We start from the raw sequence: 16,656 nt of genomic DNA on the forward strand, positions 1-16,656 counted from the left end.
ACTCAAATGGATCGGCAAATTGCGACTTCGATTTCTTCACTCTCCCGCGGGGCGGGAGAATGAAATTGAAACCCACCCGCCGCACGAAAATGGACTATCGCGTTTGCAGAATCGATGTGATGGCGGTGATGGCACCGATCACGATTCCCAGTAACAGTCCGACGACGAAACCGATGGGAAATCGCTTGCGTCGGCTGTTGGGCATGGAGGGATCAATCGGCTGATCCAACAACGGCGGCATTTGTGAATCGGAGGTTCCCAGTGATTCATTGGAACCCAACAGATTCGACCCGATTTGGCTTGAACCCAATTGTTCCGAGCCGATTTGCGGTGCCGCGCCGACCGCTGGCACTGCCGCCCATTCGTTTCCGCCGTCCATCCCAATTGGTGGTGCCGTCCAAGCCTGGCGTTCAATCGGCCGATCGACTTCGAACGATTGCGTGCACCAGGCTTCCAATCGCTCTGCGACTTCGTTGGCCGACGCAATCCGTCGCGCGGGATCTTTCTCCATCATGTCGGCGATGGTGTCGACAAAGTCCTCAGTCAACTCCGGCGCAAACTTGCGAGGGTGCCAAGGGGTTTGTTCACAGTGACGTTTGCACTTGCTGCGAGAATCGCCGCCGGGAAAGGGGACTTTTCCGGTGACGGTGTAATACAGCGTGCAACCGAGCGAATACAGATCGCTGGCCGGTCCGATCGAGCGTGGATTGCGGATCTGTTCAGGTGACAAATAGTCGGCTGTCCCGACGATTTTTCCCGCCCGCGGGTCATCGTCCAGCCCCATGCTCCACGCAGCCAATCCGATATCCGAAACTTTGGCGTGCCCATCGGGCGTGACCAAAATGTTCCCGGGTTTCACATCACGGTGAACCAATCCCAAGTCATGGGCATATTGCAGCCCCCGCGCCGCTTGGGAAACCACCAGAGCGGCGTGATGCATGCTGAGCGGGCCACCGCGACGGACGAGCTTCCGCAGATCGGTTCCGGGCACGTATTCAGTGACCAAATAATGCACGTTGCCGTCTTGTCCGGCGTCGAATGCGCGCACGACATAGGGACAATCCAGTCCGGCTTGGACGCGGATTTCTCTTGCAAACGAATCGCGCGACAGCGCCGTGGATTTCTCCAGCGGCAGTACTTTGACAGCGCATTGCCGCCCCATCACGTTGTGCACCGCTTTGAACACTTGCCCCATGCCGCCTTGCCCGATCCAGTCAGTGATCAAGTACGGGCCGAGCGTTAACTTGGTGCGCCCGGCGTGCAACTGTTGGGCTTGGTACTCGGTGATGATGCCGCTTTTGACCAGTGTGGCAGCGATCAGTGAATTGTCGCTGGAGCCGACTTTTTCGGTGACCTTGGCCATCTGGCGTTTGCTGACCAGACCGCTGCGAATCGCGGACTCTTGAAACACGCTGGACATCATTAGCTCTCCAACTTCATGTCGCCGGCGCTACACACCAACGCGACGCGAGGTAGTTTGCCAACCAAGGCCACCAAGTGTTCCAAGAACTCGCCATCGTCGCCCTGTTCGGGGATCGCAAATCCTAGGTACACGAACGCCGCGTCTCGACTGGTCGATTGAATCGCGTCGGCCGCATTGGCAGACACGACGACCTTGGTTTTGCCCACAATTCTTGCTTCGCGCAACAGCCCGTCCAAATGTGATTTGACTTCGTCGATCGCAGACTCGTTTTGCACCACCCGCAACAACCGCAACTTGCGCCCGCGCCAGGTCGAGTGCGAAAGCATCAAGTGAGCCAACAGCACCATCAGTTCGCCATTGGCACGTCCTCGCCACCAAACATCCACAGTGCCCGGCGGCGCGTTATCTTCCCCATCGGATTCGTCGGTTTGTCGCAGCACCACAATGCTGCGATCCAATTCCCGCAAGTTTCGCAGCAAACTGCCGAACACGACCATTCGATCGCGCGACAGTGGACATCCCATCAACACCACGTTCGGTCGCAATCGTCCCAGGCCCTGGCATTGTACAAGGGCTTGAACGCCGGCGGTGTAATCACTGGCGACAACGACGGCGGGAAAAGCAGCGAGTTTTCGGTCTTTGATGATCGAGTGCAGGATTGATTCTTGGTTAGAAAGACGTTCGCTGTTGTCATCCAACCCACCGGGGATGACTTGTCCAAGCGTCAGGATTCCCGTTTCCCGTGTCAGCCAACTGCCGAACACAACCAGGTGTGGACGTGAAAACCCGCTGCCACTGAACGCCAGAATAAACGGCCGCCAATTCTTGGGGTGGTACAAACTGTCTTCTAATTTCAACAGGTTCTGTCGGGTGCGTTCGAACAACAGCCCGCTGTTCAAATCACCCCAGGATGCGTTCAGGTTGGCGCGGGTCAGATAGAAGTGCAGCGCTCCGATCAAGCCACTGGCAACCACAGCCCAACGCCAATCGATCAACAACATCACCAGTCCGCAACCGATCGCGCCGGCCAGCGATGTGGCACGATTGCTGTAACGAAATTGAGGCCGATAGCTGGGGTTATTGGTGATCAGCTCATAGAACGTTGCCAAATTCAACAGGCCATAGGTCGACAGGAATGCCATCGTGATCAGTGGCGCGATGGTGTTTAGATCAGCGACCAAAATCCCGAATTGTGCGATCATTGCGGTGGCAAAGATCGCCCGCCGCGGTTCGCCGTCTTTGCTGCTGGTCCCAAACGGGTCTAATCGCGCGAACACTCGGTCGCGGGCCAGCGACTGTAAAATCCGAGGCGCCCCCATCATGCTGCCGATCGCCGAGGAGAGCGTGGCTGCGAAGACGCCTAGACTGATCAAAATCGGAACCGCCGAGACATCGCTGACCACCATGTTGTTGCCGATCAAATCGTCTCGGCTGGCACTGCCACCTAGAAACACCGCCTGGGAAGCGTAGACCATCAAGGTGACGAAAACGGCAGCCAGGGTGCCGCGGGGGATCGAGCGTGCCGGATCTTTAAGATCTCCCGACATGTTGGCACCCGCCATGATCCCGGTCACCGCAGGAAAGAACAGTGCAAACACGGTCCAGAATGATTCGCCATCGCGATAATCACTCGCCCAGTTACTTGCCAGGGTCTGTACGTCAAACTGTGCGGCCGCTCCGGTGTAAAACGAGATCAGCGAGATGATGACGCTCGCCAAGATCACGAACTGGACTTTGATTGCCCATCCGGCGCCGATCCAAACACAACCGGCGACCAACAAATTGGTGATCGTCGCCACCAACGTGGACGAGATTCCAGAGGGCAACAGCACCATCATCGCTTCGGTGAATCCGATCACGTACATGGCCACCGACAGCGCCTGGGCGGCAAAGAACACGACCCCGATGGCGCCACCAAATTCGGGGCCCAAGGAGCGGCTGATCAGAAAGTAGGCGCCGCCGCCTTCGACGCGCGTGTTGGTCGCGATCGCTGACAGCGAAAGCGTGGTGAGTGTGGTGATGATTTTACTGGCGATCACAATCACCAACGCCGCCATCACGCCGGCCTGGCCAACCACATAGCCGAACCGCAGGAACATGATGACGCCAAGAATCGTCAGCACGCAGGGCGTGAAGACACCTCCGAATGTCGAAAACGAATTCCCTTTCTCACCCCCCTTCACATCATTCTCCGGGTCGGTTGTAGGCAGTTTAGTCGGGCGGCAAAATCGCGATGCGGTAGTGGATCTTGTGAAAGATCCCCCTCACGCAACGGATCTTTGACAAGATCCACTACCTGATGGCAAAATCCATGTGCCGCTAGGTCCGTGGTGTGAAGTCGAAACGTTTGCTCTTGGAAAAGAATTCGATCGGGTTTTCATAGACGACTTTACGGATCAGGGACTCGTCCAAACCGCGGCGTCGCATTTCAAAGATCAAATCGGGAACCGCCGTCGGCTTGCTCGGCCCCCAGTCGCCAGCGGAGTTTGCCAGTAGTCGCTCGCCCCCGGTTTGTTCGATCATATCAACCGCACGCTCCGGCGTGCACTTGGTGATCGGGTACAGCGTCATTCCCGCCCAGAATCCACGGTCGAGCACCTCGGTGATCGTGTGTTCTTCGACGTGATCGACCAACACCCGATCGCGTTGGATCCGTTGGTCATCACACAGCATGTCCAGGATCATTCGCGTGCCCTGGTACTTGTCTTCCAAGTGCGGCGTATGAATCAAAATCGATTGTTCGTAACGGATCGCCAATTCCATGTGCTCCAAAAACACCGTGGATTCATTCTTGGTGTTTTTGTTCAATCCGATCTCACCGATTCCCAGCACGTTGGGTTTGTCCAAGAACTCAGGAATCATCGCGATCACTTCACGCGATAATCCCACGTCTTCCGCCTCTTTGGCGTTAATGCACAGCCAAGTGAAATGCTGGATCCCGAATTGCGCGGCCCGGGCCGGTTCGGTTTCGGTCAATTGTCCAAAGTAGTCGCGAAACCCGTCCACACTGCCGCGGTCGTAACCGGCCCAAAAGGCCGGCTCGCTGACCGCAACGCACCCCATTCGCGCCAGCGTCGCATAGTCGTCGGTGGTGCGAGAGACCATGTGGATGTGCGGGTCGATGTAATCCATTGAACCATCAAATCAAAGAAGGAGAGAGAAACGGGGTGAAGACAGACCGCCAGCGTGATCAGTCTGCCATCAATCCGAATTGCGTTCGCCAATCCGATTCATACTCGCGCGAGAACAAACGCTGCAATCGCTCGGCGCGGTCGGCACCGCCGGAGAGCAAAATTTCCGTCGCTTCGGTCAACTGTTGTTGTTTCATCCGAGCGTCATCGCCCAGCGATTGGTCGCCGCAGCAGCGATCGATTCGATCGAAGGTCGCAGCAACCTCCAACAATTTCGCGCGGACATCTAAAAACGATTCTGCGATCACCGCGTCGCCGTTGCGTACGTTTGACATTGCCAGGCCCATCGATCTGCGACACCCAAGAGAGAGAACATGAAGCACCCTTCAAGTATAGCCTAGGGGTCGCTATCAGCTAAAGTCCGCGAAACTCACCAAAGACCAATCGACGCAGGCGATCCCAACAGTTCATCGCATCCACGTGGACCTCCACAACCGCCACAGAACGCTTTGCCAACGGAATCGGTGCGGAGTCCGCAAAATCGATCTGAACCAGATAGTGGGGCTGTGCAAGATCTGCATCTTGCAGCGACGCCGCAAGTTCAGCGGGCAACTGATCTGCCGCCCCACGGTCGATTTGTCGCACCCGGCCACTGTATTTAGCGGATGAAAATGTGGGATGCCGAAGCCATACCGCCTGGTCGACACGGATTGCATCAATTTGTTGTTGGCTGGCGATTGCGTTTCCACCGCGTTTGGTGGGGTGTCCCAGCCAGCCGATCTGGGTTCCGGATTCGATCCACTGCCCCGGCTGTAAATCACGATCCAGCGGTGACCGGGGCTCAAGCGGACGAATGTCAAAACGTCCCGCTAGGGGTGATTTGATGGTCAATCGATCGGCTTGGGTTTGTATCTGTTGCAGATCCGTTATCGCGATTTGAAGCTGTTTCTCAGCCAACAACGCCCCGGTCGAACTTCCCGATTCGGCGCCGCGGCGCAATCGCCATGCTTCCCGGATTGCGGTCGCATGCGCCACTTTGGCTTGTGCACGGTGCAATTGATCTTCGATCGACGTGTTGGCTAACTGCACCAGTACCTCGCCGGCATCGACCGTGCAGCCGGACGGTTGCGATCGTACAACGCGCCCGCTTTCGCTGGCATACAGTTCTTGTTCGCCACTGGGTACCACCAGCACCGGCAACAGAATGGTTCGTGGCAACGGGATCGCTAACAGCCCCCATGCCAACAGCAGCGCCAACGCAATGATCGTCACCACACGCGGATTCTGCCACCAGCGAGACGCCGACAGATCCGCCGCCGCATTGGACGCTGGGTCAGACGGTGCAGTGGAGCGAGTCGTTCCATCAGCCGGCTGCAATAACGGCGAGACGGCGCGAATCAACATTCCACCTAAAATGGACAGCCCTAATGCCAGGCCCAGCCAGCCGAGCCCCAACCCCACCGTCGCTTTGTAGATCACGAGCGAAATCACCGCGATGACAAAGGTCCGATAGAGTCCGCTGGAAATGCCATAAGCCAGCAAGGCCGATTCAGGCAGTCGCCGTCCGATGCGATCCGGGTGGGCCACCTCTTCAACGCCGTGGCCCACGGCGCTGCCCCATATGAATTGCCGCAACCGCCGTCGCAATGCTTGACTGGATTGCTCGGCCAGGTTTGGGACTCTCAGCCAGTCTGCCAACATGAAGTAGCCGTCGTAGCGTAACAGAGGGTTGGCATTGACCAGCACGGTCGAGACCGAACACACCACCATCACGACGAGCGCCAGATCATGCAGGGTGGATGGATGGGTGACGGCCCAGACGACCGTCGCGATTGATGCCAATCCGAGTTCCGCGATCATTCCCGCCGCCGAGACAAAGACGCGCTTCGATGTTTGCGGCACCGTCCATAGATCGGAGACGTCGCAGTACAGACACGGTGTACCCAGCAACAGCATGATTCCGATTTCGCGGCATTCCGCGCCCACCATCCGACAGGCGACAACATGTGCCAGTTCGTGAATTGATTTGGCAATCGCGATGGTCACCAGAACCCAGATCCACCACATCGAATCGCGGCGAGAAAACGCTGCCGCGATTTCAGTGGCCAAAATATCGAACCGGCTAAATACGATCGCAATCGCAACCATCCCGACCAGCATCAGCGCAATCAACACCGCGGGACGCTGCAGCGGTTTTGTGATGGATCGCAGGGTGCCGGCAAAGACGTTGGGGTTAAAACCGGGAAATCGGTACGCCAACAAACTGGCCAATCGACGTCGCGGCGGGTTGGAAACAACCATTGAATCGGAGCTGCTGGCAAACCGTTCCAACGGCCCGGACCCACCGACCGTGATCAACAATCCACTCCGCCGGGCGTGAATCAAAAACGAAACCATGGCGTCAAAACTGGTTTCCAGCGGCCGAACCGCTTCGATCGCCAATTGGCAAATCTCTGCGATCGAGCGTCTGCCGTCGGCCAAACTCAGAATTCGTTTTTCGATTCCCGTCAAACAAAACCATTGCCTGGCCAACGGGTCTTTGACCACCCAGTAACCCTGATCGGCACTGGAACCATCGACCCAGCGAAATTGCAAATCCGCGCGCAATTGCCACAGGTCACTGGAAAACGCGTTGGATCCCATCGTGTCAGTCAACTTGCCAGTGGATGTCGACGCGGTCGCCCGGCAGAAACGTCCCACCGTCCAGTCCCACTAAAAAGCGAACTTCGCCGCTGACCGAATCACGCTCGGGATCGACAAACTCAATTCGTCCCGTCAACTGTTTGTCGGCTGATGACAATCGCACCTGTTGATCCCGCTGCGGCAATACATCACCGCTCAGGAAACCCTCCGCATGCAAACGATCGACGTTGACCACACGAACCACTGGATCGCCCGGTCGGACCCATTCCCCACGCCGACGATAGACCTCCACGACCACCCCATCGATCGGCGAAACGACGGCGTGCATCGCGACATTTAAGTCACGCATTTGCAGCGTCTTTTGTTTGGCATCCACGTCCAACTGCAACTGCTTGGATTCGGACATCGCCACGGTGTGTTGCAATTGGGCACGGTCGGCGGCCAATTGAGCGGCCTGGACCGCATGCGATTCGCTTTCACTGGTCAACCGGTCCATTCGCAGTTCAAACTCCGCCTGGATGCGTTCCAATTGGGAACGCTCGTATTTCAAACGCAGATTGTCGATCTCGGATTCGGAAACACTATCGACAAATTTCTGACGCGCTTGGGCGGCGCGTGACCATTCGTTCTTGGCCACCGCTTCAGCCTTTTCGGCCGCCGACACACGCACTTCGTTCTCCGATTTTGCCTGCGAAATTTTAGCCAACAGCCGCTGTTGCTTGAGCGCGGCTTGTTTTTCCAAACGTTCGGTGTCGGCAATGCGATCGCTCTTGTAATCCGCCGCGTGCCGTCGGCTGATCGCCAAATCGACTTCGGCCAATGATCGCAATGCCACACTATTGCGGTCATCGATTTGCGCCAGTGCTTGTCCTTTCTGCACGGTTTGACCGACCCGCACGGCGACACTCTCCAATGCCCCAGGTTGCAACGCGGGAACCTCGACTTGGTCGATCAGTTTGATCACCAATTGCCCGACGACATTCGGAGTCGCGTCGTTGGCGTCCTGGTCGATCGGCGGGCCTGCGGAACCGTCACTGATCGCCGCCAGGCCGATCATGGCAGCGATGCAACACACACATAGACGGGCTTTCGTTTTGTTTTTCATTACAACCATCCCCATAGTCTGAATCGCTCGATCAATTTGCGACAGAGTACAAATCCGGCCGGAGCACGATCGCAATCGATCCAGCCGATCACGCCGGCCTGTGGTGCAAACGCGAGCGTTGAATCAGTCGGATGGATCGTTGCCACGACAACCAGGCGGCCATGCGTGTCAAACGAAGTCGTCTCGCTCAACCGACCGAGCGTGGCGTCGTAGCGAGTCTCTGGCTGCGAGCGAACACGAAATTGACACCGCAGCGGATCGTCCGTTGCCGGCCGGCTGGCATGCTCGATCCGGTGTTGCAGGGCACGCTGAACATATCCGATTTCTTGATCGGGCACGTCGAGTTCGATCACAGACCCGCCGGCCGGGTCGATCACTCGGATCACTTGCTGCCCCAGCTGGACCGGGCGCCCCGTGGAAATCTTACCGCGATCATCTTGCAGGATCATGCTGACCCGGCCATCGATCGGACTGAGTATTGTTAATTCTTCACGCCGCTTTTGCACGACATCCAGCTGTTTGTTGAGTTCCTGAAGTTTGACCTCCAGCACCCGTCGGTCCGCTGTGATCTCTCCCGCCGAATCGTCACCACGACGTGTCGCGGCGATCTGCAATTGTTCTTGGACCGTCAGTATTTCACCACGCAGCCGGCTCGCATCGAGTTCCAATTCGTGGCTATTGAATTCGCACAACACTTGGCCGGCACTCACCGTCTGGCCGGGTTGGCAGGCGACACGCACGATCTCGCCGGTCACCGGCGCGTAAACAACATGCTGTCGTTCGGGAACGACCCGACCATCGGCGCTGACACGAACCGTCAGCGGTAAGAACAACAGTGCCGCGACCGCAATGGCGATCGCAGCCAGCCGCGTTCGATTCGACCTGCCCACGAAAATGTTTGACAGTCGCTGCCGCGGCGAGGGTCGCTGACCACGTTGGGCGGCGGCGAGCGCCGCATCGAATGTCGACTGCTCCGCCGGCGACAACTGTTTCGGCAGTCCGGCCGCTGTGAATTGCTCGCCGATCGCCAGCCAGTCTGCGGGCGCAAATTCGGCCACACAGATCCGCTGACAGTTACCCGCTGTCGCAAACGACAACAGATCCCGCTGGTCCGAAGGGATCCGATCACAGTCCAGCAGCAGGAACGCAGATTCGCGATCCTCCAATTGTTGACGCAAGGTCGATGCGACCGATTCGGTCGCCAATGCACGTTCGGACCGTGGATCAAATCTCGCTTGCACGGAACTGGCAACCATCACGTAGCGACTGCCCACGCGTTGTAGCAGATTGATGCGTTCGATGTTCATCCAGTTGGCCATCGCCTGGGCCACTTGATGCAGCTGTCGTGACCGGTCGGCGGTCGCGGCAAGTTGGCGATTCAAATCAGAAATCCGTGCCAATTCCTGATGCAGGGTTTGCAGTTCAACGCGTGCCAAACCGCTGACCAGTAATCCCACCACCGCTTCGGCGGTTTGCTGAAGGACCCCGGCCGCCGTGTCGGAGGAGCGACCATTCGCATTCAGCTCGATCCGTAATCTGCTGTTGTCGGTCACCGGCGCGCAGCGATCAATCACCAGCGATCCGGTTTGATCGGATGCTGCGCAGCCCGCCGAAGCGAGCTTGGTAGGTTGGCCTTCCGATTCAACGACTATGACGACTTGATTGAGTTTCGGGATCGATTGCAGCAAATCGTCGGCGGTGATCTGAAACAACCTGTCGGTCAGATTCGACTGTAGACGGGACTCCAGACGCGCGACCAGCGCCGCACAGGTCTCCAATAGATCATTCGCCATCACAACGCCCACTTCATTCGGGATGGGCCTCATGTTCCGCTCTCAAGCGTCGCTTCAGTTGGGTAAACCGCATCATTCCTGTCACGGCAAACGCGATACCCAGTGCGACCAAGCACCAACCGATCACAATCAGGGCAAACGACGAGTCGAGGAACTGGACCAAGGAGACGCCGGTTCCGACCAGCATCAATGCCGTGCGGCCGTACGCCAACAAGGTCCGCTCATTGGCCAAATCGGTGCGAATCATTGCCAAGTCAGGCAGGGGGGGCGGTGGAGGACTGCCGCCGGATGTTGCCTGCGGATCGGTGGGCATGGGTCTGGATCGCCACTTCGAAGAAGGAATCAGATGCAGATCAGATGATAACCCGAAGCGTTCACCGGCGAGGTCTCTCGCTGGATGCGAATTATTCATCAGCCGTAAGCATCAGCCGTTAAGCGCTAGCTCACGGTTCCTTGTTACTAACATTGCAAGGTCAGAGGAACCGGACGCTAGCGCGTACCGGCTGATTTGGCGCAGAATGTTTTCTGGCGGGTTTTCGCAACACCTACCAATTCGGATGGGGGCAATTGCAGGGGTATTGGGGGTTTGACTTCACCCAAGTTATCTAAATAGCTCAAGTTTCCCGACCGGGAGGGTTCATTTTGAAAACTTTTGGCGACGAACAGGTTTCCCACCACCGGTTTGCCGAACCACAGAAACTTCACTAACCCTTCATGCTACCACGGCTTACGTCGATTATCGGGTGGCTGACTGGTGGTGGGGTGTATTGCTGGCATTGATATAAAGCTCTGACAGCAAAGGAGTTGCGAATCTTGGGCGAATTTCATTGACACTGGTTCGGCAATCCCTAAGATTCCTCGCGTCGCCCATATCTAGTGCTTTTCGCGACGGATTCCACTACCGGTAGTGACATCATTACTGATAGTGACGGTTTCATCGCGAAAGACCAGAGCAGGACAGCGTGAGTGGTCGGGACGGATTCCCCAGAGGAAATCTGTGCCGTCATCTCGGCATCCTCGTTGGGCGGACGCGACCGTTGTGTTCTTGCTTCCCCCTTATTCACGGATGACCACTGCCGTTCCACTTGTGCTGCGAATCGCCCGGCGATGAACGCTGGGCGCGGGCACACGAACGATGTTGGTCCCACGGACGATTCACGGAGTCTGTTTTAACGATGGCTACTGTTCTTCCCCCCAAGTCAGAATCTTCGATCCACGGTGACCCGGCACTGGAGAAAGTCAATGAGCAACACGGTCTGGAGTACGCCAACGGCGTCTTTGGGACGACACTGCGTGGTGATCGCACCGGTTTGAAGATTGATCCGGTATTCTGTCCTGCCGACGGCAAGACGCCGTTCGCAACCACCCAGTGGGAACTGCGCTCGGCAGCCATCCGAGACGAGAGCGGCAGCGCGTTGTTCGAGCAAAACAATTGCGAAATCCCGGCCGATTGGAGCCAGTTGGCGACCAACGTTGTGGTCAGCAAGTATTTCTACGGCGACCCCAAAAACGCCGACGAACGCGAGCGTTCGGTTCGCCAGTTGGTGCACCGCGTGACCCGCACGATCGCCGACTGGGGAATGGCGGACGGTTATTTTGACAGCCCGGCTGATGGCGAAAATTTCTATCGTGATCTGACCTGGTTGTGCTTGCACCAACACGGTGCATTCAACAGCCCGGTCTGGTTCAACGTCGGGCTACACCAGCAGTACGGTGTGACCGGTGCGAAATGCAACTGGGCGTGGGATCGCACTGCCGGAGAAACGTTTCAGCCGGAGAACCCGTACGAGTTTCCGCAGGGAAGTGCGTGTTTCATCCAAGCCGTCGATGACAACATGGAAGACATCATGCGGTTGGCCTGTGCCGAAGCGATGTTGTTCAAATTCGGATCGGGCACGGGTACCGATTTGTCGACCATTCGATCGGCACGCGAGAAGCTCTCTGGCGGTGGAACCCCTTCGGGCCCGCTGTCGTTCATGCGGGTTTATGATTCGATCGCCGGCGTTGTCAAAAGTGGCGGCAAGACCCGCCGCGCGGCGAAGATGCAGTCGTTGAAGGTCTGGCATCCAGATATTTTGGAATTCATCGAGTGCAAATGGTCGGAGGAGAAGAAGGCGCACGCGTTGATCCGCGAAGGCTACGATTCGAACTTCAACGGCGAAGCCTACAGCAGCGTTTGTTTCCAAAATGCGAACCTGTCGGTGCGGTTGACCGATGATTACATGCACGCGGTGCGCGACGGCAAACGATGGCAAACCCGCTGGATCACTGACAAGGCGAACGGTGACGCGCCGTCCTACGACGCCAAAGAATTGTTGAACAAGATGTCCGAGTGTGCGTGGCACTGTGGTGACCCGGGCGTTCAATACGACACGACCATCAACACCTGGCACACCTGCCCCAATAGCGGCGCGATCAACGCATCGAACCCGTGTTCGGAATACATGTTCCTGGATAACACGGCGTGCAACTTGGCTTCGATCAACTTGATGAAGTTTGCCGGCAAAGACGGATCGTTCGACGTCGATCGCTTCCGTGCTGCGTCGCGATTGTTCTTCATCGCTCAAGAAATTTTGGTCGACCATGCCAGTTACCCGACCGAGCCGATCGCTCGCAACAGCCACAAATTCCGTCCCCTTGGATTGGGATACAGCAACCTGGGATCGTTGGTGATGTCACGCGGCATGGCCTATGACTCGGACGCGGCCCGCGGCTTGTGCGGCTCACTGACCGCGCTGTTGCACGGCGAAGCCAACCGCACCAGTGCTGAAATCGCTGGCGTTGTCGGTCCGTTTGACGGCTATGCCGAAAACGAAAAACCGATGCTAGGCGTGATGCAGATGCACCGCGATGCCGCCGACAGCATCAACGATGACGGCCCAGCGATCTTGAAACAGGCCGCTCAAAAGTTGTGGGACGATGTGCTGGAGATCGGTGCAAAGTACGGTTTCCGCAACGCTCAAGCCACCGTGTTGGCACCGACCGGTACGATCAGTTTCATGATGGACTGTGACACCACCGGGATCGAGCCCGATATCGCCCTGGTCAAATACAAACAGTTGGCCGGCGGTGGGATGCTGAAGATCGTCAATCAGACCGTCGCCCGTGCGTTGGAGAAACTCGATTACAGCCCCGAACAAATCGAAGCGATCTTGGCGTTTGTCGACGTCAACGACACCATCGAAGGCGCGCCGGAGCTGAAGACCGAGCATCTTTCGGTGTTCGACTGTGCGTTTACACCCGCCAACGGTGTCCGCAGTATTTCCTGGCGGGCACACATCACGATGATGGCTGCCGCCCAGCCGTTCCTGTCCGGAGCGATCAGCAAAACCGTGAACATGCCACAGGAAGTCACGCCGGCCGACATCGCCGACGCGTACTACTGGGGTTGGGAACTGGGATTGAAAGCGATCGCGATCTACCGCGACGGAAGCAAGCAATCGCAACCGCTGAACACTCGATCGGAAGAAGGCGAAGCGGCGGCGGCTGAAAAAGTGATCACCAAGACGGTCGAAAAAATCGTCTACAAACCACGTCGCGAACGTTTGCCCGACACGCGTACCAGTATCACGCACAAGTTCACGATCGCCGGTCACGAAGGCTATCTGTGTGTCGGCCAGTACCCCGATGGACGGCCCGGCGAAGTGTTCATCACGATGGCCAAAGAGGGGTCGACCGTCGGCGGCATCATGGACAGCTTTGGCACCGCATTGTCGATCGCGTTGCAATACGGCGTGCCGCTGGAAGTCTTGGTCAACAAGTTCAGTCACACTCGATTTGAACCGATGGGCCACACCAGCAACAAAGACATTCGCATCGCAAAAAGCGTGGTCGACTACATCGCTCGTTGGTTGGGACTGACATTCATGAGCAACGACAATAGTGTTGACGGCCTGGCGCCCAGCGCTCCGGATTCAGTCAACAGTGCCAACGGCCCCGAAGTCATCGCGCCGGATGCATCGATCACCGCGTCGGAGCGTGCCGGACTGCTGGCCAACCTGAACGGCGGCAGCAATGGCAACGGTAGCAAGTCGAAAAAGGAAGAGGGGCGCCAAGACCAATTCGCCCGTTTCCAAATCGACGCCCCCAGTTGTGACAACTGTGGCAGCATCACCGTCCGCAACGGAAACTGCTATCTGTGCCACAACTGTGGCGCCAGCATGGGCTGTAGCTGAGTACCGGTTTTTCCGCCCTGATCCATTCGAAAATGCCCGCACACAAGTGCGGGCATTTTTATTTGCCGGTCCTGCGCCCAAGTTCTCTGCGGTAGCAGTGCGTAGACAGAGCGGAGTTTTATTGACAGAAAAATTGGGGACAGAAAAATTGCGAAGTCTGTCCTCCTAGCACTGAAATTTTTCTGCCCCCTATTTTTCTGTCACTCTTCCCGCCACTCCTGTCGTTCTGTCGAATCCGGTCGGCATCTCCGGCCAGACCAACTCGCGCGAAATCAGGTGGGAATGACAACGGCTCGCCAATGAGCTCTGTCCCCAGTCATCCTTGTTTTTAGTCATCGGACAGGGATTGATTCATCGTGCTTTGCTTTCTATTTGGGGTGGGGATACAATGGCGATACAGGAGTCAATAATGGATGTTTACACTGACACAATTCGAAACATGGCTGCAGCGGACAAGCTGCTGCTCGTCGAACGCATCTGGGACGATCTTGCAGCGGAGGAGGCTCCCCTTCCCCTTCCGAACTGGGCTGTAGCTGAGGCCGCCAGGCGGCGTGATGAGTTGCTGGCAGATCCCGAGCTCGGGTTGACTCACAAAGAGGTTTGGAAGCGAATCGGCGATTCTCGCAATGGCTAGGTCGCTGCGATACCACCCTTTATTTGACTCTGACGTGCTGGATGCATCTGAATGGTACGACCGGCGTCAATTGTTGCTCGGGGCAGATTTTGTGGTGCGCGTCCAAAAAGCGATTGGCCAATTGAGTTCTGATCCTACACGCCGCACCTCCGTCGAGCACGGTGTTCGTTACTGGCCGGTCGAACGTTTCCCATATGTGGTCTTCTTCGACTTCACGGAAACTGAAGTGCTCGTTCTTGGCGTCATGCACACGTCACAAGAATCCAAGAAGTGGCTTTCTCGACGTGGTTAGGGAAATGGTGTGGGGGGACAGAGCACTTTGGCTGACGGGTAGACACATCGGCGATGCTAGCTTTCGTTTTCGGTGCCGCTCGTGGTGCTCTGTCCCCGATGGAAGCTACCTTGGCAGTGCGTAGACAGAGCGGAGTTTTAATGACAGAAAAATTGGTGACAGAAAAATTGCGAAGTCTATCCTCCCAGCACTGAAATTTTTCTGCCCCCTATTTTTCTGTCACTCTTCCCGCCACTCCTGTCGTTCTGACGAATCTGGTCGGCGTCTCCAGCCAGACCAACTCACGCGAGATCAGGTGGGAATGACAACGGCTCGCCAATGAGCTGTGTCCCCAGTCGTCTGGTTTGTCGCTGATTGCTGCTTCTGAGGCGAAACATGTTGCTCTGACGGGCATCCGGATCGTTTGTGACCTAGAGTTCCATTGAGGGCCGCAAAATACGATTTCCGATTGAGAGCGTTGGATGCAGTTTTACGATCATCAGACTCGGTCACTTCGAGTGATTCTTGGCGGAACCATCGCAATCGTCGGTATCGTTTGGGGTGCGTTGCATGCCACGCCGGAGCTGCACGGGGCTCTGACGATGAGAAGCTCGCCGTCAGAGATGACGTATGAAGCGTTGGTGGAAAAGGGCATCACTGACAACTCATTCGTGCGGTTGGTCGATGTCAAAATGGACAACGTCTATGTGTATCCGAGCGAACAAACAGACACAAAGAAAACATCGGGTGTCAAAGTCGTCAGCACGCCGCAGATTCTCTCGGCTGCGAACCAGCAACTCAGCCGTTTCAAGACATTGACTGGGCGTGTGACGTATCAAACGGGACCAGGATTCGAAGTCGACTTGGCGAATCGGATCAACCATGTCGCACACCGGCTAGGCGGCAATCTGGATTTGCATGTTCCTAGCGAAACTCACAATCCCAAAGGGCTGTATGTTGTCGAGCCCATGCGAAGTCGGAACCTGGGAGTTGCGAAGTACTCGTTTGCAGCAAGCCTGATTGCCGTTGTTCTGGGGCTCGCCATTTGCGGATCCGGTTCACCTTCGCTTTTGTGCTGCATCGTCTTTCCGTTGTTCGCGATTGTCAGTCTGGTTGGACTGCCACTGCGGTACGGTCGCGGATCCACTTTCACACATGTATTGTACGCGGCCTTGGGGATGGGGTTGATCCTGCTTGCGTACGATTTGATGATCACCGAAGGTCAGTTCGGAGTGATCGGCGGCGATCCATCCGCGTCGGTCTTTGGATTTGCAGCAGGCTCGATCGGGATCGCAGCGATTTTTGGTGTCGTTTGCAACATCGTGGCGAGACGTCGAGAATTTGCGCCCGGCGGATGACGCCGAAGTGAAGTTTTGAGTTGGGGCTTTGACGTCAGGCATTGGTTTTGGTAACCCGACGTGTGATCGAGGGATTCCATCAATACCCTGAATCCGTCGCTGACGCGCTTTGAAGTTGCGCTT

General features: G+C 56.8%; 12 protein-coding genes. 4 read left to right on the plus strand and 8 right to left on the minus strand.

Annotated features, from left to right (window positions below; translation table 11 throughout):
• Positions 1-94 precede the first annotated feature (94 nt).
• The 8 genes from NHH03_RS14840 to NHH03_RS14875 all read right to left on the minus strand — a co-directional run bounded on the left by NHH03_RS14840 (position 95) and on the right by NHH03_RS14875 (position 10,408).
• Positions 95-1,420: a serine/threonine protein kinase gene (locus NHH03_RS14840; protein ID WP_253157425.1), complete on the minus strand. Its 1,326-nt coding sequence runs from the start codon at positions 1,418-1,420 to the stop codon at positions 95-97.
• A 2-nt stretch (positions 1,421-1,422) separates the two neighbouring features.
• On the minus strand, positions 1,423-3,606 hold the full coding sequence (locus NHH03_RS14845) for an amino acid permease (RefSeq protein ID WP_315861455.1): 2,184 nt from the start codon (positions 3,604-3,606) through the stop codon (positions 1,423-1,425).
• A 136-nt stretch (positions 3,607-3,742) separates the two neighbouring features.
• On the minus strand, positions 3,743-4,555 hold the full coding sequence (locus NHH03_RS14850) for a TatD family hydrolase (RefSeq protein ID WP_253157394.1): 813 nt from the start codon (positions 4,553-4,555) through the stop codon (positions 3,743-3,745).
• 58 nt (positions 4,556-4,613) lie between these two features.
• Positions 4,614-4,889: a hypothetical protein gene (locus NHH03_RS14855; RefSeq protein WP_253157396.1), complete on the minus strand. Its 276-nt coding sequence runs from the start codon at positions 4,887-4,889 to the stop codon at positions 4,614-4,616.
• A 79-nt stretch (positions 4,890-4,968) separates the two neighbouring features.
• A complete protein-coding gene (locus NHH03_RS14860) occupies positions 4,969-7,254 on the minus strand; it encodes a hypothetical protein (protein ID WP_253157398.1) in 2,286 nt (761 codons plus the stop codon).
• A complete protein-coding gene (locus NHH03_RS14865) occupies positions 7,202-8,302 on the minus strand; it encodes an HlyD family secretion protein (RefSeq protein WP_253157400.1) in 1,101 nt (366 codons plus the stop codon). Before NHH03_RS14865 ends, NHH03_RS14860 begins: the two co-directional genes overlap by 53 nt.
• Entirely contained in the window at positions 8,302-10,128 is a 1,827-nt protein-coding gene (locus NHH03_RS14870; RefSeq protein WP_253157402.1) for an efflux RND transporter periplasmic adaptor subunit, read from the minus strand. Before NHH03_RS14870 ends, NHH03_RS14865 begins: the two co-directional genes overlap by 1 nt.
• Complete coding sequence (locus NHH03_RS14875) at positions 10,109-10,408, minus strand: DUF202 domain-containing protein (protein ID WP_253157404.1); 300 nt, start codon at positions 10,406-10,408, stop codon at positions 10,109-10,111. The genes NHH03_RS14870 and NHH03_RS14875 overlap by 20 nt, the downstream gene beginning before the upstream one ends.
• An 862-nt stretch (positions 10,409-11,270) precedes the next feature.
• Here NHH03_RS14875 and NHH03_RS14880 point away from each other — a divergent pair.
• From NHH03_RS14880 to NHH03_RS14895, 4 genes are all read left to right on the plus strand, one after another.
• Positions 11,271-14,270, plus strand: a complete 3,000-nt coding sequence (locus tag NHH03_RS14880; protein WP_253157405.1) for a vitamin B12-dependent ribonucleotide reductase — start codon at positions 11,271-11,273, stop codon at positions 14,268-14,270.
• Positions 14,271-14,679: 409 nt separating this feature from the next.
• Positions 14,680-14,904 carry an addiction module protein gene (locus tag NHH03_RS14885; RefSeq protein WP_253157407.1) on the plus strand — a complete coding sequence of 75 codons (225 nt, stop codon included), beginning with the start codon at positions 14,680-14,682 and terminating at the stop codon, positions 14,902-14,904.
• Positions 14,897-15,196, plus strand: a complete 300-nt coding sequence (locus NHH03_RS14890) for a type II toxin-antitoxin system RelE/ParE family toxin (protein ID WP_253157417.1) — start codon at positions 14,897-14,899, stop codon at positions 15,194-15,196. Before NHH03_RS14885 ends, NHH03_RS14890 begins: the two co-directional genes overlap by 8 nt.
• A 461-nt stretch (positions 15,197-15,657) precedes the next feature.
• Positions 15,658-16,533, plus strand: a complete 876-nt coding sequence (locus NHH03_RS14895) for a hypothetical protein (protein ID WP_253157418.1) — start codon at positions 15,658-15,660, stop codon at positions 16,531-16,533.
• Positions 16,534-16,656 lie beyond the last annotated feature (123 nt).

The sequence above is a fragment of the Stieleria tagensis genome (assembly GCF_024129865.1).
In the GTDB taxonomy this organism is placed as follows: Bacteria; Planctomycetota; Planctomycetia; order Pirellulales; family Pirellulaceae; genus Stieleria; species Stieleria tagensis.

Coding starts and splice junctions, on each gene's coding strand:
- NHH03_RS14840 (WP_253157425.1), bottom strand. CDS start 1,420: ATGTCCAGCGTGTTTCAAGAGTCCGCGATTCGCAGCGGTCTGGTCAGC.
- NHH03_RS14850 (WP_253157394.1), bottom strand. CDS start 4,555: ATGGATTACATCGACCCGCACATCCACATGGTCTCTCGCACCACCGAC.
- NHH03_RS14855 (WP_253157396.1), bottom strand. CDS start 4,889: ATGTCAAACGTACGCAACGGCGACGCGGTGATCGCAGAATCGTTTTTA.
- NHH03_RS14865 (WP_253157400.1), bottom strand. CDS start 8,302: ATGAAAAACAAAACGAAAGCCCGTCTATGTGTGTGTTGCATCGCTGCC.
- NHH03_RS14870 (WP_253157402.1), bottom strand. CDS start 10,128: ATGAGGCCCATCCCGAATGAAGTGGGCGTTGTGATGGCGAATGATCTA.
- NHH03_RS14875 (WP_253157404.1), bottom strand. CDS start 10,408: ATGCCCACCGATCCGCAGGCAACATCCGGCGGCAGTCCTCCACCGCCC.
- NHH03_RS14880 (WP_253157405.1), top strand. CDS start 11,271: ATGGCTACTGTTCTTCCCCCCAAGTCAGAATCTTCGATCCACGGTGAC.
- NHH03_RS14885 (WP_253157407.1), top strand. CDS start 14,680: ATGGATGTTTACACTGACACAATTCGAAACATGGCTGCAGCGGACAAG.
- NHH03_RS14890 (WP_253157417.1), top strand. CDS start 14,897: ATGGCTAGGTCGCTGCGATACCACCCTTTATTTGACTCTGACGTGCTG.
- NHH03_RS14895 (WP_253157418.1), top strand. CDS start 15,658: ATGCAGTTTTACGATCATCAGACTCGGTCACTTCGAGTGATTCTTGGC.